This is a genomic window from Pseudomonas sp. 5P_5.1_Bac1, assembly GCF_025466015.1.
Classification (GTDB): domain Bacteria; phylum Pseudomonadota; class Gammaproteobacteria; order Pseudomonadales; family Pseudomonadaceae; genus Aquipseudomonas.
Genome location: NZ_JANLNX010000070.1, coordinates 112,044 through 127,209 on the forward strand (window position 1 = coordinate 112,044; position 15,166 = coordinate 127,209).

At 64.1% G+C, this 15,166-nt stretch carries 11 protein-coding genes and 2 pseudogenes; 8 read left to right on the top strand and 5 right to left on the bottom strand.

Annotated elements, in window-relative coordinates:
- The first annotated feature begins 28 nt into the window (after positions 1 to 28).
- The 6 genes and pseudogenes from NTD82_RS15530 to NTD82_RS29365 all read left to right on the top strand — a co-directional run.
- Positions 29 to 1,885 (top strand): hypothetical protein, encoded by a 1,857-nt coding sequence (locus NTD82_RS15530; protein WP_262129341.1) that lies wholly within the window; start codon positions 29 to 31, stop codon positions 1,883 to 1,885.
- Positions 1,886 to 2,149: 264 nt separating this feature from the next.
- On the top strand, positions 2,150 to 3,712 hold the full coding sequence (ilvA, locus tag NTD82_RS15535) for a threonine ammonia-lyase, biosynthetic (protein ID WP_262129342.1): 1,563 nt from the start codon (positions 2,150 to 2,152) through the stop codon (positions 3,710 to 3,712).
- Between the two features lie 80 nt (positions 3,713 to 3,792).
- A complete protein-coding gene (yiaY, locus tag NTD82_RS15540) occupies positions 3,793 to 4,941 on the top strand; it encodes an L-threonine dehydrogenase (RefSeq protein WP_262129343.1) in 1,149 nt (382 codons plus the stop codon).
- Positions 4,942 to 5,291: 350 nt separating this feature from the next.
- On the top strand, positions 5,292 to 6,311 hold the full coding sequence (locus NTD82_RS15545) for a LacI family DNA-binding transcriptional regulator (protein WP_262129344.1): 1,020 nt from the start codon (positions 5,292 to 5,294) through the stop codon (positions 6,309 to 6,311).
- 91 nt (positions 6,312 to 6,402) lie between these two features.
- Positions 6,403 to 7,185: pseudogene (locus NTD82_RS29360) on the top strand (PAS domain-containing protein); the annotation flags it as partial.
- 111 nt (positions 7,186 to 7,296) lie between these two features.
- A pseudogene (locus NTD82_RS29365) lies at positions 7,297 to 7,722 on the top strand (methyl-accepting chemotaxis protein); the annotation flags it as partial.
- A gap of 45 nt (positions 7,723 to 7,767) precedes the next feature.
- Here NTD82_RS29365 and NTD82_RS15560 read toward each other — a convergent pair.
- The 5 genes from NTD82_RS15560 to NTD82_RS15580 form a co-directional block, all read right to left on the bottom strand.
- Entirely contained in the window at positions 7,768 to 8,967 is a 1,200-nt protein-coding gene (locus NTD82_RS15560) for an MFS transporter (RefSeq protein ID WP_262129345.1), read from the bottom strand.
- 58 nt (positions 8,968 to 9,025) lie between these two features.
- The gene (locus NTD82_RS15565) at positions 9,026 to 10,075 is read right to left on the bottom strand and encodes a heme-dependent oxidative N-demethylase family protein (RefSeq protein ID WP_095155043.1); all 1,050 of its coding nucleotides are present in this window, start codon (positions 10,073 to 10,075) and stop codon (positions 9,026 to 9,028) included.
- A gap of 16 nt (positions 10,076 to 10,091) precedes the next feature.
- Positions 10,092 to 11,060 carry a PDR/VanB family oxidoreductase gene (locus NTD82_RS15570; RefSeq protein WP_262129346.1) on the bottom strand — a complete coding sequence of 323 codons (969 nt, stop codon included), beginning with the start codon at positions 11,058 to 11,060 and terminating at the stop codon, positions 10,092 to 10,094.
- On the bottom strand, positions 11,057 to 11,662 hold the full coding sequence (locus NTD82_RS15575; RefSeq protein WP_262129347.1) for a dimethylamine monooxygenase subunit DmmA family protein: 606 nt from the start codon (positions 11,660 to 11,662) through the stop codon (positions 11,057 to 11,059). Before NTD82_RS15575 ends, NTD82_RS15570 begins: the two co-directional genes overlap by 4 nt.
- Positions 11,663 to 11,900: 238 nt before the next feature.
- Positions 11,901 to 13,325 (bottom strand): gamma-aminobutyraldehyde dehydrogenase, encoded by a 1,425-nt coding sequence (locus NTD82_RS15580; RefSeq protein ID WP_262129348.1) that lies wholly within the window; start codon positions 13,323 to 13,325, stop codon positions 11,901 to 11,903.
- Positions 13,326 to 13,574: 249 nt separating this feature from the next.
- Between NTD82_RS15580 and NTD82_RS15585 the strand changes: the two genes are divergently transcribed.
- Together NTD82_RS15585 and NTD82_RS15590 are read left to right on the top strand one after the other, a co-directional pair.
- A complete protein-coding gene (locus NTD82_RS15585) occupies positions 13,575 to 14,327 on the top strand; it encodes a FadR/GntR family transcriptional regulator (RefSeq protein ID WP_095155039.1) in 753 nt (250 codons plus the stop codon).
- A 62-nt stretch (positions 14,328 to 14,389) separates the two neighbouring features.
- Positions 14,390 to 15,139: a cache domain-containing protein gene (locus tag NTD82_RS15590; RefSeq protein ID WP_095155038.1), complete on the top strand. Its 750-nt coding sequence runs from the start codon at positions 14,390 to 14,392 to the stop codon at positions 15,137 to 15,139.
- Positions 15,140 to 15,166: the final 27 nt, after the last annotated feature.

A 15,166-nucleotide genomic window follows, 5' to 3' on the forward strand; every position in this document is an offset into this window, starting at 1 on the left:
CTGAAGTCCTTCTGAGAGGGGCTTCAACATGGCCAAACCTTCGCTGACGCAACTGAAGTCCTGGCTTGCAAGCGGGCCCAGAGGCCTGGGCTGGGAGATGATCGTTGCCTATGATCGGGACATGATCAACGAACTGCTTCAACAGCAGTACATCCATCGGTTCAGCCAAAGCGACTTCATACCGGCAATTTCTCAAAGCATCGACCTCACGCACTCCACCGAACACATGCAGGGCATCAGGCTCAGGGCGCCGGTGGCTTCATTTGAAGGTGACTCGCTGCGCCTGAGCATGGACTGCATCAGCGGAACGATCATCACGGAGGTAACGATAACGGGCGCCGTGCCTTACATCGGTACGGTCCGAAACCTGCTGCCCGTTGGCGGGCCTCAACTGACCTTGGGCGTGCCGCTGACGGAACTGACCGGGCAGGTGGGTGACGGTCGAAGAATTGTCCTGGATATCAGCAAGGGCACCGAGTTCTTGGCCAACTTCGTGCTCGACACGCAGTCTCAGCAGGTAATTGGCCAGCGCTTCAAGCATGTCTTTCAGAGCCTGCCTGAATCACAACGGACGTACGATCTGGGCCAGCTCGCCGATGATTTTCCCGTGCCGAAAAAGGTTGTCATGCGCGTCATGCCCGTCCCCGGAACGCGGGATAGCGCATCTTCCACGCTGGGAGGCGGCGCACTGCTGATGTTCGTGCGTTTCGAAAAGAACGCCGACGGTTCATTTCCTGGCCCGGACTTCCTGTACCCGATACCAGAGCACACCGCGTCCAAGCGCTACACGATATCGACCCTGACGTTCTGGGACTCCGCGAAGAAGTTTCCCGGGGATACCGGTGCAGGAGAACTCCCCGAAGTCATGAGTAGCATCGGTTTTGGTGACCACTATCAGGTGTTAGTGAACGACATCAGCTTTAGTGGGCAACCGGGGGCGCATCAAGGGTGGTACGGCGACCTTCAACTGTCGAGCAGTGTGTATGACGTCACTCCGGCATTTCCGGTTATCTGGGCGGGGGCCTATTTCGGCTTCTCCACAGTACCTCCGGTGAGTAACGGGGTACTGAGCTGGAGTGCGCGTGGAACGGATCCGGCCAACAGCAACGTCGGCTCTATCAGCACCCTTGGCAATTACGTTCCGCCTGAGCCCGCGTCGATGAAGAGTGATTGCGAGAACGTCACGGTATCGGCCAGTTGGAAAGTCGCAGGGCGGGATTTGCGCTCTTGCGCACTGGTTTCCATTTTGAAACACCCCTTGGCGGTTTCACCGACGTTTGAGGTCTGCAGCGCCGGGAAGAGTGTCAGCATGACGGCGGCGATTCCCTCCTCGCACGCGTCGACGCTGTCCTGGCGGATTGTTTCCCCTGGCATGGGCGGAACGCTCGGTACAGCAACCAACCGGCTGAGCTGTACCTACCAGGCGGCCGCTCCAGGCACGCAAAAGCAGGCCATTTATCTGGAGAGGGTGCGCGTCAAAAGCACGTATTCCCATGCCCCGGAAGACGAACAGGACATCACGATACTGGTACTGAACGTTACCCCCTCGGTGCCGATGTGCATCAGCGCGCAGAGCCAGCCTGAAACCAATCGCGTCCAGCTTCAGGTCCTGCGCAAAGGCGTTCCGGTCAATCTGAACGAGGTGGGCGACTATGTGCTTGAGCGAATGCTCATGCCCGCTACCTGCAACGTCACGGAGGACGGTATTTTTTCGGCGGCTTCCACGGCGAGCGGTATTGCCATCTTGCACCTGACAGTGCTCGATGACTTCTCCGACCATCACGGCTTTATTGTGCTTCCCATGCCATTGTGGGCTCACGAGGATGTTATGCAGCGGACGAACCGGTCGATCATGCAACACGCCATGGCAAGATCACCGCACTGACCCGGCTCAGTTAACTTGGCACGGTATCGATGCCTTTCTCGCCCCCGGCAGGTGGCTGCCGGAAGCTTTTTGAATCAATCGTTGACTTGGTAAAGGCACTTCGCTAGTTTCGCTGGTATGACGAACCTCCCGCTTGTGCCGACCCGCAGCATTATTACCGCCATTATCAGATTGGCGGGTTAGCTGGCACTTGCACCGAACCCGCCCTGGAGGCGGGTTCTTTCTCTCGACTCCTGGGCTCTTTGAAAAAACCAGGAGTTACCGATGACCAGCCTCACCGCATGCCCCAGTACAGCCGTTGGCGCACCGAACCTGCTGTCGGACTATGTGCGCCGGATTCTTGCCGCTCCGGTGTACGACCTGGCCATTGAAACCCCGCTGCAACCGGCCCGCGCCCTTTCGGCGCAACTGGGCAATCAAGTGCTGCTCAAGCGTGAAGACCTGCAGCCGACCTTCTCCTTCAAGATCCGTGGCGCCTACAACCGCCTCAGCCGGCTGACCCAGGCCCAGCGTGATCGCGGCGTGATCACCGCGTCCGCCGGCAACCATGCCCAGGGCGTGGCGCTGGCGGCCCGCGAGCTGGGCATTGTCGCCACCATCGTCATGCCGGAAACCACCCCGGCCCTCAAGGTCGAAGGCGTCCGCTCTCGCGGCGGCAACGTGGTGCTGCACGGCGACGCCTTCCCCCGTGCCCTCGCGCATGCGCTGCAACTGGCGCAGAGCGAAGGCGCGACCTTCGTCCCGCCCTTCGATGACCCGGACGTGATCGCCGGGCAGGGCACCGTGGCCATGGAAATCCTTCGCCAGCAGCAGGGCCCGCTGGATGCCATTTTTGTCCCGGTCGGTGGCGGCGGCTTGATCGCCGGCATCGCCGCCTACGTCAAATACCTGCGGCCCGAGGTCAAGGTCATCGGCGTCGAGCCCCACGACTCCAACTGCCTGCAGGCGGCCCTGGCGGCCGGCGAGCGGGTGGTGCTGCCGCAGGTCGGCACCTTCGCCGATGGCGTGGCGGTGGCGCAGATCGGCGCGCATTGCTTCGATGTCTGCCGGCACTACGTGGACGAAGTGATCACTGTCAGCAGTGACGAACTGTGCGCGGCCATCAAGGACATCTACGACGACACCCGCTCCATCACTGAGCCGTCCGGCGCGCTGGCGGTCGCCGGGATCAAGAAATACGTGGCCGCCCGTGGCGTGCGCGGGCAGACCCTGGTGGCGATCGACTCCGGCGCCAACGTCAACTTTGATCGCCTGCGCCATGTCGCCGAGCGCGCCGAACTGGGCGAGCAGCGTGAAGCGGTGATCGCGGTGACCATCCCCGAGCGCCCCGGCAGCTTCCGCGCCTTCTGCCAGGCCCTGGGCCGGCGGCAGATCACCGAGTTCAATTACCGCTACTACCCCGGCAAGGAAGCGCGGTTGTTCGTCGGCGTGCAGACCCATCCAGTCAACGACCCGCGCGACGCACTGCTGACCAGCCTGCGTGAACAGGGCTACGAGGTGGTGGACCTGACCGACAACGAACTGGCCAAGCTGCACATCCGCCACACCGTAGGCGGGCACGCCGGGCCGGGCGCCGACGAGCGCGTGCTGCGTTTCGAATTCCCCGAGCGGCCGGGCGCGTTGCTGGGCTTCCTCGAAAGCCTGGGCAAACGCTGGAACATCAGCCTGTTCCATTACCGCAACCACGGCGCCGCCGAAGCCCGGGTGTTCGCCGCCCTGGAAGTGCCCGCGGAGGAGCGCGAAGGCCTGCCGGGCGCGCTGGATGCCATGGGTTATCGCTATTGGGACGAGACCGATAATCCGGCATACCGGCTGTTTCTTGGCTGAATTGTCGTAGATCAACACGTGCTGGTCAGGACAGGTGGATGCTTGAAAGTACCGAGATAAAGCCACTGAGGGACAAGACCATGAGCAGCACGTTTTTCATTCCAGCCGTGAATATCATGGGTATCGGCTGCCTTGACGAGGCCATGGCCGCGATTGCCGGCTACGGCTTTCGCAAGGCCTTGATCGTCACCGACGCGGGCCTGGCCAAGGCCGGCGTCGCCGAGCGGATCGTCGAGCAACTGGCGCTGCGCGATATCGATGCCGCGGTGTTCGATGGCGCCAAACCGAACCCGAGCATCGCCAACGTCGAGCAGGGCCTGGCGATGCTGCAACGCGAGAAGTGCGATTTCGTGATTTCCTTGGGCGGCGGTTCGCCCCATGACTGCGCCAAGGGCATCGCGCTGTGCGCCACCAACGGCGGCAAAATCGCCGACTACGAGGGCGTCGATCGCTCGGCCAAGCCGCAACTGCCGCTGGTGGCGATCAACACCACCGCCGGCACAGCCAGCGAAATGACCCGTTTCTGCATCATCACCGACGAAGCGCGTCACGTGAAAATGGCCATCGTTGACCGCAACGTCACGCCGATTCTCTCGGTCAACGACCCGGCGCTGATGGTCGGCATGCCCAAATCACTGACCGCCGCCACCGGCATGGATGCGCTGACCCATGCGGTGGAGGCCTATGTGTCCACCGCGGCGTCGCCGATTACCGATGCCTGCGCCGTGAAGGCCATCGAACTGATCAGCGCCAACCTGCGCCAGGCCGTGGCGGACGGCACCGACATGCAGGCGCGCGAGAACATGGCGTATGCCCAGTTCCTCGCCGGCATGGCATTCAACAATGCGTCGCTGGGCTATGTGCACGCCATGGCGCACCAGTTGGGCGGCTTCTATGACTTGCCGCACGGCGTGTGCAACGCGGTGCTGTTGCCCCATGTGCAGCGCTTCAACGCCCGGGTGGCCGCGGCGCGGCTGCGGGATGTCGCGGCGGCGCTGGGTGCGCAGGTGCGCGAACTGGACGCGGAGCAGGGCGCGGCGGCGGCGATTGCCGCGATTGAGCAACTGAGCCGGGATATCGACATCCCGCCGGGATTGGCGGCGTTGGGGGCGAAGGTGGAAGACGTACCGATCCTCGCGGCCAACGCCCTGAAAGACGCCTGCGGCCTGACCAACCCACGGCCGGCGAGCCAGGCGGAGATCGAGGCGGTGTTCAAGGCGGCGTTTTGAGTTTGGGTTGAGGGAGATTTCATCGTGACCAGGCGCTAGCCGAGGGTTTTTCTTCGCTCTCAAGATCGAGCGCTGTCCGCGCATCGCGAGCACGCTCGCTCCTACAGTCGTGCATGCGCCAAGGCCCGCAACGCCATTTCCGCAGGCCATGGTGCGTTGCAACTTGTGTAGGAGCGAGCTTGCTCGCGATGCGCGGGTAGCGCTCGATCTCAAGAGCGCTGGAAAACTTCCGGCATACGCCTGGTGGCTACTACCCTCAATCACACCAAAAACCTACCCGCCTGAATCCTTGCCAGCCCGCCACCGCATCTCTAACCTTGCCGGTCTTTGCGTCTTGCCCCCGAGCCCCCATGACCCGCAGCACCTCCCGCACCACCGGACGTCCCACGCTGGCCGAAGTGGCCCGGCTTTCCGGGGTTTCCCCGATCACCGTGTCCCGCGCCCTGCGCGGTGTCGCCACGGTGGCGCCGGAGCTGGTGGAAAAGGTCCGCGCCGCTGCCACTGAACTGGGTTACGTCGCCAACCCGGCCGCTCGCGCCCTGGCGTCGGCGCAGAGCCAGTCGGTGGTGGTGCTGATTCCTTCGCTGTCCAACCAACTGTTCGTCGAAACCCTCGACGCCATTCATGACGTCCTGCGCCCTCGCGGCCTGGAAGTGCTGATCGGCAATTACCACTACGACGTCACGGTGGAAGAAAACCTCATCCGCAATTACCTGGCCTATCAGCCCCGCGGCCTGCTGCTCACCGGTTTCGAGCGCAGCGACGCTGCCCGGCAGATGCTCGCCGCCAGCCGCGTGCCTTGCGTGCACATGATGGAACTGAGCCACGCGCCGGGAACGCTGTCGGTGGGTTTCTCCCAGCAAGACGCCGGTCGTGCCGTGGCCCGCCACTTGATCGAACGCGGGCGGCGGCGCCTCGGCTTTATCGCCGCGCAACTGGATGCACGGGTTATGCAGCGCGCCGAAGGCTTCCGTCAGGCCCTCCTTGAGGCCGGGTTGTACGATCCGTCCCTGGAATTGCTGGTGCCGCAGCCGTCGTCCATCGGACTGGGCGGTGAGTTGTTCAGCCAGTTGCTGGCCCGCCACGGCGATATCGACGGCCTGTTCTTCTGTAACGACGACCTCGCCCAGGGCGCGATCTATCAAGCTCAACGCCAGGGCATCGCGGTGCCGGAACAGGTGGCGATGGTCGGTTTCAATGACCTGCCGGCCTCGGCCCATATGGTCCCGCGACTGACCTCGATCCGCACGCCACGGGCCGCCGTAGGCCATCACGCGGCGCAAGCGCTGCTGGCCTTGCTTGACGGAAAGAGTGGGCAAGCGCTCACCCGCGACCTCGGTTTTGAGCTGATGGTGCGGGAAAGCAGTTGATTAAAGCCGATAAGCGGTGCTGGCAGACTGCTTGCAGCGCGCTTTGGCGCATCTACGCTTAGCTCAATTCCGCCCATGGAGTGAGCGCGACATGTTTGACTCCCATCGCAAAACCGATCTTGCAGAAATCGAGCGGTGTAACCGGGCCTTGGCAGAAGCCAACGCGAAACTGGCTGCGATCAGCCGTTCCATGGCGATGATCGAGTTCAGCCCCGACGGAGTAGTACTCAACGCCAACGAGCACTTTTGCAACACCATGGGCTACCGCCTCGAAGACATCCGCGGTCAGCACCACCGGATGTTCTGCGAGGAAGCCTTCACCAAGACCGAGGACTACCGCCAGCTCTGGCGCGACCTGGCGCGGGGCGAGCCGCGCAGTGGCACGTTTTTGCGGCTGAATCGGCAACACAAGGAAATCTGGCTCGAAGCCAGCTACATGCCGGTGTTCGGCACGGGCGGGCAGGTCACCAGCATCATCAAGGTGGCGACCGATATCACCGAACGGGTGGTTCACGAGCACGAGGCTGACTGCCTGCTCGAAGCCATCGGCCGCTCGATGGCGGTCATCGAGTTCACCCCCGACGGGCGGGTGATCAAGGCCAACGACAATTTCCTCACCACCATGCGCTACCGCCTCGACGAGGTGGTCGGCCAGCACCACAGCCTGTTTTGTCACAAGAGCGAAAGCGAGTTGCCGGCCTACAAGGCGTTCTGGGCTTCGCTCAACCGCGGCGAATACCATTCGCACCGCTTCGAGCGAGTCAACAAGCTGGGGCAGATGGTCTACCTCGAAGCCTCCTACAACCCGATCTTCGACACCCATGGCCGGCTGTACAAAGTGGTCAAGTTCGCCAGCGATATCACCCAGCAGGTCTGCACCCAGCAATCCGCCGCCGAGGCCGCCCACGCCACCTCGGTGCAGAACGACGCCTGCGCCCGCAAGGGCTCGGAGGTGGTGCAGCAGACCGTGCATGTGATCGAAGAAATTTCCCACGACCTCAATGAAGCGGCGCGCAGCATCGATGCGGTGAGTCGCCAGTCGGAACTGATCGGACAGATTGTCCAGACCATCCGCGGCATCGCCGACCAGACCAACCTGCTGGCGCTCAACGCGGCCATCGAGGCGGCCCGGGCCGGTGAGCACGGGCGCGGGTTCGCGGTGGTGGCCGATGAGGTGCGCAACCTCGCGGCGCGCACCAGCAAGGCGACGCTGGAGATTGTCGAGGTGGTGCGGCAGAACCACGACCTATCGCTGAATGCCGTGGCCAGCATGCAGTCAAGCCTGAGCCGCACCGGGCTGGGAGTGGAACTGGCCAATGAGGCCGGGGAAGTGATCCTTGAGATCCAGCAGGGCTCGCAGCATGTGGTGGATGCGATCAGCCAGATCAATTCGACGTTGCAATTGCATTAGCCTGTCGGGCCTCATCGCTGGCAAGCCAGCGATGGGGCCCTCAGCTCAAACAGCCGCCGCCAACTGCGCCACCACATGCTCCCGGCGAATCCGCGCCAGCGGCACGCTGACCAGCGCCAGGGTCAGGATCACCGTCACGGCGATGCCCCACGCCGCAAGGGTGAAGCCGCCGAGGGAAATCAACCCGCCGGAAATCGCCGGGCCCACGGCCAGGCCGAGGCTGAGGAAGCTGCCGGCCGCCGCCACCACGCGACCTTCACGGTCCAGTTCCGCCGCCAGGCCGGTCAGGTAGCTCAGGGCGTAGAAATAGGTGATGCAGATGGTCATGACGCCGGCGGTGTACATGGTCTTGGAGTGTTCGCCTAGCACGTAGGCGAGGCTGGTGCCGCCGGTCAGCAGCACCGCGAGGATCACCGGGGTGCTCATGCCGAAGCGCTTGCCGATCATCGCCGCCAGCAGCGGGCCGATCAGGCCGACCACCGATTGCACCGACAACAGCACGCCCAGTTCATCGCCGCTGTAGCCGACCATGGTGCCGATCCGTTCGACGAAGGCCCAGCCCATGGTGTCGCGGGCCTGAAAGACGAACATCGCCAGCATCATGCAAACCGCCGGCAGGCTCAGCAGCACATTGCCTTTGCCGCCGGCCGGGCTGGCGATAACGGTTTCCGGCAGCGGTGCCCGTTGGGCCATCGCCGGAATCGCCAGCAGCATCACTGCCATGGTCGCCGCCATCGCGTAATACAGGCCGGGCAGGCCGTACAGCGCCATGACCTTGGCGTAGCCCAGCATGACCACGATCATCAGCAGCACCGACAGCACGTTCATGTGCCCGGCGATGCGGTCCGGGTGTTTGGCGCTGGCCACCGCGGCGTTGCCGCAGGCCAGGGCCAGGCCCGCGCCGATGCCGGCGATGCAGCGCACGGCGGCGAGGGCGTAGAGGTTCTCGATGTTGGCGCTGACCAGGTTGGCGGCGATCGCCAGCAGGGTGCCGGCCAACGCCAGCGTGCGGCGTGGCGCGCGGCCCATGAACGGCGCGACCAGCAGCGAAGCGAGCATGGTGAAGCCGAATTCCGCCGACATCAGCAACCCGGCCTGGGCTTCGTTGAGTTGCAGGTCGTGGATGATGGCGCTGATCAGGAACGGCAGGGCCCAGAGGCCCAGCAGGCCAACCCCGTAGGCGGACCCCGCGGCGGAGAACACCAGGCTCCAGCTTTCAGGCAGGACGTTACGTATTGTTTTCATTGTGTATTCCCGGAGTGCACGCAAAAAAGCGCGCCATTATCGGCGCGCTGATGGAGATTTACTGCTGACTTTCGTCGACCGGCGTGCCGTCGTCGTACTGCGACAGCCAGGTCACCATGGCCTCGCGGTAACGGGTGAAGCCCTTGTAGTCCACCAGTTCCTGGTCGAGGTCGCGGATTACGCGGTGCATGCGCTTGGCCCATTGCGGGGCGAACTCGGCCAGTTGAGCGAGGCTGACCAGGTAGGTGCGCACCGGGAACAGCACGGCGTTGCTGCGCGGCAGGCGGTGCAGCGGTTGCAGCTCGATTCGCAGGTTGACCAGCTCGCCGGCGTTTTCCGCGGTGACGATGGTGCGGTCCGGCGCCCAGTCCGGCAGGGTCTCGGCGGAGGTTTCCAGGCGCGGGTTGACGGTGATCGACCAGTTGGTGCGGCGCACCGGGTGGCCGGGACGCAGGCGCAGGAGGAATTTCAGCGCGCGCTGCAGGATGCCCATTTCATGCAGCTTGGGCACCGGGCCGTGGAATTCCATGAAGCTCATGCCAAGGTTGAAGCGCAGCGAGTAGTCGGCGCGCTGGGTCGCCATGCCGGCGCCCATCACCAGGGTGTCGTCGCGCTCTTCGAGAAGGATGAACTCGCCCTGGGCCTGACGGGTGATGTATTCCATCGGGTCCATTGGCAGGGTGCTGGCGTCGCCGAACACGAAGGTGTCGTCGAGCTGCAGCGGACGGTTGATCCAGTGCCACTGGGTGCCTTTCTTCTCCAGGGTGAAATGCTCGGGGTAGTCCCGGGAATAGGACTCCATCAGCAGTTCCAGCAAGTCCCACTGCGCTTCCATCATGTGCGGCAGGGCGGCGTAGTGCACGCCCGGCTGGCTTTCGAGGATCTGCGCGCGGTGATGGCATTCGGAGATGTAGTGTTCGTCGATGTCGAACTGGCCGCGCAGCGCGCCCTCGCCGAACGGTACATGCGGCTCGACGTTCATCGAGTACATGTACTGGTCTTCCGGGTAGGGGAAGGGCAGGCGCAGCACCGCGTCGCGGCTGTTGCTGTAGGTGAAGTCGCTGGCGTCGACGTCGGCGTAGGTTTCGATCGGCTTGAATACGGTCATGTGTTGTCTTCCTGTCTCAGAGGTCTACGACCAGGCGGCTGCAGTTGGCGCGGGATACGCAGGGCATGAATTTGCGCTTGCTCAGCTTGTCTTCGTCGCTGAGCCAGTCATCGCGGTGGTCGAGTTCGCCCTCGACTTCCAGCACTTCGGTTTCGCAGTAGCCGCAGGCGCCGCCGCGGCACAGGTACGGCACGGTGTAGCCGGCCTGTTCGGCGGCTTCGAGCAGCGACTGTTCGGCCGGCACTTCGATGGTCACGCCCTGGCGCGCCAGGGTGACGCTGAACGGCAGGCCGTTGGAGCCTTGCTCGACGAAGCGTTCGTAGTGGATGTGGCTGTCGGTCCAGCCCAGGGCGTGGGCGCTTTCGACGGTGTCGTCGATCATGCTGTCCGGGCCGCAGACGTAGACGTGGCTGCCCAACTGACGGCCGGCGAGGATACGCGGGATGTCCATGCGCTCGTCCTCCCCCTGCACATACAGATGCACCCGGGCGCCGTAGCGGGCTTGCAGTTCGCGACCGAGGGCGAGGTGCTCCGGGCCGCGCACGGCCAGGTGCAGCTCGAAGGTGGACTGCTTGAGTTGCAGCTCTTCCAGTTGCGAATACACCGGGGTGATGCCGACGCCGCCGGCGATGAACAGGTGCTGGCGGGCGTGCTTGGCCAGCGGGAACAGGTTGGCCGGTTGCAGGATTTGCAGCAGGTCGCCTTCGCTCACCCGGTCGTGCAGGTAGCGCGAGCCGCCGCGGCCTTCGCTGACCCGGCGCACGGCGATCTGGTAGGCGCTGGCGTCGTAGGGCGAACTCATCAGCGAGTAGGCGTTGCGGTGAGTCTTGTCGCCGTCTTCGAGCACCACCACCACATGGCTGCCGCCGGAGAAGGCGGGCAGGCTCTTGCCGTCCGGATCGACCAGGGTGAAGCGGGTGATTTCCGGGGTCAGCGGTTCGATCCGGGCCACGCGGACGGCGAGGGTGCCGTTATGGGTATTCATGTGTCGAGCTCCTCGGCAGCGGGCAGTTCGCCTGGGACTTCGCCGTCGGCCTTGATGCCCTGGAAGGCGGCCAGACGACGGGAATAGTGGTCGCGCACCACGAGGTTGAGCTGGCAACCGGGGCAGGTGAAGACACGCTGCGCGACGTTTTCGGTGTAGGTGTCGCAGTGCGCGCACCAGACCCGGCGAACCAGGGTGCCGCTGTGTTCACGCAGCACTTCGTCGCGGTTCAGGTCGACTTCGTTGGCGGCCTGCATGGCGGTGCCGATAAAGCTTTCCGAGCCGCTCAGGTACAGGCGGGTGCCCATGCGGGCGGCGCCGAGGCGTTCGCGCAGGGCGTCGAGCAGCGCCTGGTTGCTGGGGAACACTTCCAGTCCCGCCACGTCGGCGTCTTGCAGGTCCTGCAAGTGGGTGTGGCCGGAGAAGGATTCGGTGGAGTAGAGCAGGGCGCTGTTGTGGCGCTGTTCGGCGGACATGTCCGCGATCAGGCGCAGCATGGCCGCGCCGCCGCTGCCCTGGCCCGCGATCAGGTGGCGCAGGCCGCCCGTCATGGGTTGCAGCCGGTCGTAGACCGGACGGCTCTTGATGCCGGTGATAAGCATGGGTGACACACCTCGTAAGTCGTTACCCCGGTTTGGGCCGGTGGGTAACAATGGCGACCGGTTTCTGCTTCGTGTCGGGGATAAAGCAGAACCTATGCCATATTGCCTATGGTTTTATATGTTTTATCGCAAAGGCCGGTTTTGAGCCGGTTTCATCAGGTGTTGCAAAGGTGAAGGGTGGTGCCGGCGACCGGATCGGTGCTGCGAAATGGGGCGCAAGGCACCCCTTCGGTGCGAATCAGTGCTTGAACATCACGTGGCGGACGCAGGTGTAGTCTTCCAGGCCGTACATCGACATGTCCTTGCCGTAGCCCGACTGCTTCATGCCGCCGTGGGGCATTTCGCTGACCAGCATGAAGTGCGTGTTGACCCAGGTGCAGCCGTATTGCAGGCGCGCGGCCAGGCGGTTGGCACGGCCGACGTCGCGGGTCCAGACCGAGGAGGCCAGGCCGTAGTCGGAGTCGTTGGCCCAGGCCAGGGCCTGCGCTTCGTCGTCGAACGGGGTGATGCTGACCACCGGCCCGAAGACTTCACGCTGAACGATTTCATCGTCCTGGCGGGCATCGGCCAGAACGGTCGGCTCGAAGAAGAAGCCCGGGCCGTCGACGCGGTTGCCGCCGGTGACCACACGGATATGCGGCTGCGCCTTGGCGCGCTCGACGAAGCCGGCCACGCGCTCAAGGTGATCGCGGGTGATCAGCGGGCCGAGTTCAGTCTCCGGGTCGTCCTGCAGGCCCATGCGCAGGCTTGATACCGCCTCGCCCAACTGGCTGACGAAGCGCTCGTAGACCCCTTTCTGAACGTAGAGGCGGCAGGCGGCGGTGCAGTCCTGGCCAGCGTTGTAGAAGGCGAACGCGCGGATGCCTTCGACGGCGGCGTCGATATCGGCGTCATCGAAGATCAGCACTGGCGCCTTGCCGCCCAGTTCCATATGGGTGCGCTTTACGCTGCTGGCGGTGCTGGAAATGATGCGCGCCCCGGTGGCGACCGAACCGGTCAGCGAGACCATGCGCACCTTGGCGTGATTGACCAGTGGCTCGCCGACGCTCGGGCCCCGGCCGAAAAGGATGTTGACCACGCCGGCAGGGAACAGCTCGGCGATGATTTCGCCGAGGGCCAGGGCGGTCAGCGGCGTCTGCTCGGACGGCTTGAGCACCACGGTGTTGCCGGCGGCCAGGGCCGGGGCGAGTTTCCAGGCGACCATCATCAGCGGGTAGTTCCACGGCGCGATGGAAGCGACCACGCCCAGTGGGTCGCGGCGGATCATCGAGGTGTGGCCCGGCAGGTATTCGCCACCCGCGGAGCCCGACAGGCAGCGGCTGGCGCCGGCGAAGAAGCGGAAGACGTCGGCGATGGCCGGGATTTCATCGTTGAGGGCGGCCTGATAAGGCTTGCCGCAGTTCAGCGATTCGAGGCGGGCGAGGGTTTCGGCCTCGGCCTCGATGCGATCGGCCAGCTTCAGCAGCAGGTGCGCGCGGTCCTTCGGCGGGGTCTGCGACCAGCCGTCGAACGCCTGGTCGGCGGCCTGCACCGCGGCGTCAACCTGAGCGCTGCTGGCTTCGGGGATGTTCACCAGGACGCTGCCCTCGGCGGGGTTGTACACGGCGTAGGGAGCACCTTGCCCATCGATCAACTGGCCATTGATCAGGAGTCGGGTTTGCATGGCGTATTCCTTGGTTGGATTTGTTGACGGAAATCGCTGATGCAGGCGCGGACGTCGTGAATGCTCGCGTTCCTGCTTTAAACATATGAAACCATATCTTAAAGTTTGATTCTTGCCAACTGGCTTGAAAAAGCTAAGTCGAGGCGAGTTCGGCGCTATCAAGCGTCCGGTTCTTCGCTATAAGATGCGGGATTGAATTTTTTCGCCGAGGCTGGCTTCAGGCTCTGCAATGCTCGATAGGGAGAGGCAATGACTGCCCTTAATAGTGCTCGTAACACCGCATTCATCCGGCTGCGCCAGGAAGGGCGCACCGATGAGGTGGCGCGCCGGCTGGTGGAGGCCATCGAACTGGGGCTGTTCGCCGAAGGCCAGCAGTTGCCCAGCGAGGCGGAACTGGCGCTGCAACTGGGCGTGGCCACGGTCACGCTGCGCGAGGCGCTGGTGGTGTTGCGCCAGCGCGGGTTGATCGAAACCCGGCGCGGGCGTAACGGCGGCAGTTTCGTCTGCGCGCCGATCGAATTACCCGAGGCGTTGCTGCTGCAACGCCTGCGCGACATGAGCGGCCCGGACCTGCGCGACCTGGGCGATGAGCAGACCGCCATTTCCGGCACCGCCGCGCGCCTGGCGGCCCGGCGCAGTTCGCCCGAGCAGCAGGCGCGCATCGCCCATCACATCGACATGCTCCGACAAGCCGCCTCGCGTCAGGCGCGGCATCGCGCCGATGCCCGTTTCCACATCGAGGTGGCCGCGGCCGCCCAGTCGCTGCGCCTGACCAACGCAGAGATGCGCTTGCAATCCGAAGTGGGCGAACTGTTGTGGATGGACGCGGCGGGCGGCAGCGATGTGGCGGTGGTCGAGCAGGAACACCAGGCGATCCTGCAGGCGCTGGTCGCGGGGGATGCGGTGCTGGCCGGCGCGCTGGCCGAGGCCCATGTCAGCCGCGGTATCAAGCGCCTGATCAGCCTGCGTCTGGAACTGCTGGCCGAAACCGATGAAGACTGAAATGGCGTGACACAACGCCTGATGACATAACAAGAAATGCCGAACCTGCGTGAGGTAATGCCATGTTTGCCCTGAGCGATAACGCGTCCTTTTCGGCCTGCGCCCAGCAGTTGGACAGCACCCTGGGGACTATTTTCAACCAGGTCCGCGAGTTGGTGGAGGACACCCGCTCGCTCTGGGAGCGGGTTCTGGCCGAGGGCCGGCAGCCCGCCGCGAAAGACCTGGCGTCCTTGCGCCCGGCCATCGACCGCCAGTTGCTCGCGACCGGTGCCTTTGGTTGCGGTGGCGGTGTGATCGTCGAGCCCAACTGTCTGGCCGACCGGGAAATGCACCTGGAATGGTGGTACCTGGCGGACGGCGGCAAGACCCTGCCGCTGCGGCCCAATTTTGACCGGCGCCGCGAGAATTACTACGACTACACCGAAATGCCCTGGTACCGCCGTCCCCGCGATACCGGCAAAAGCGTGGTGGAGGGGCCTTACGTCGACCTCTACGGCACCAACCTGTACGTGTTGACCTTCACCATGCCGATCATGGTGCAGGGGCGTTTCATTGGTGTCGCCGGGCTCGACCTGTCGTTGCACAACGTCGAACGCCTGCTGGTGCGCAGCTTGATGCGCCTGGACCATGAGGCGGTGTTGTTGTCCGCCGATGGTCGGGTGATCGCGTCCAACACGGCCAACTGGATGGTGGGGGACCTGGTCTCGACGTTGCTGAGCAATATGCAACTGGACGAGATTCGTTTGACCTTGTCGGAGTCGGAGACGGGGTGGTCGCTGGTGCGGTTGCCGGGGTTGCGCAAGGCGCTTTGATCTTTTATTGCGAGTATCGCGAGCAAG

Bases quoted from the DNA above. Each gene is read 5' to 3' on its own strand.
- NTD82_RS15590 (WP_095155038.1), top strand. From the start codon at position 14,390: ATGTTTGCCCTGAGCGATAACGCGTCCTTTTCGGCCTGCGCCCAGCAG.
- NTD82_RS15585 (WP_095155039.1), top strand. From the start codon at position 13,575: ATGACTGCCCTTAATAGTGCTCGTAACACCGCATTCATCCGGCTGCGC.
- NTD82_RS15545 (WP_262129344.1), top strand. From the start codon at position 5,292: ATGACCCGCAGCACCTCCCGCACCACCGGACGTCCCACGCTGGCCGAA.
- ilvA (WP_262129342.1), top strand. From the start codon at position 2,150: ATGACCAGCCTCACCGCATGCCCCAGTACAGCCGTTGGCGCACCGAAC.
- NTD82_RS15570 (WP_262129346.1), bottom strand. From the start codon at position 11,060: ATGAATACCCATAACGGCACCCTCGCCGTCCGCGTGGCCCGGATCGAA.
- NTD82_RS15580 (WP_262129348.1), bottom strand. From the start codon at position 13,325: ATGCAAACCCGACTCCTGATCAATGGCCAGTTGATCGATGGGCAAGGT.
- NTD82_RS15575 (WP_262129347.1), bottom strand. From the start codon at position 11,662: ATGCTTATCACCGGCATCAAGAGCCGTCCGGTCTACGACCGGCTGCAA.
- yiaY (WP_262129343.1), top strand. From the start codon at position 3,793: ATGAGCAGCACGTTTTTCATTCCAGCCGTGAATATCATGGGTATCGGC.
- NTD82_RS15560 (WP_262129345.1), bottom strand. From the start codon at position 8,967: ATGAAAACAATACGTAACGTCCTGCCTGAAAGCTGGAGCCTGGTGTTC.
- NTD82_RS15530 (WP_262129341.1), top strand. From the start codon at position 29: ATGGCCAAACCTTCGCTGACGCAACTGAAGTCCTGGCTTGCAAGCGGG.
- NTD82_RS15565 (WP_095155043.1), bottom strand. From the start codon at position 10,075: ATGACCGTATTCAAGCCGATCGAAACCTACGCCGACGTCGACGCCAGC.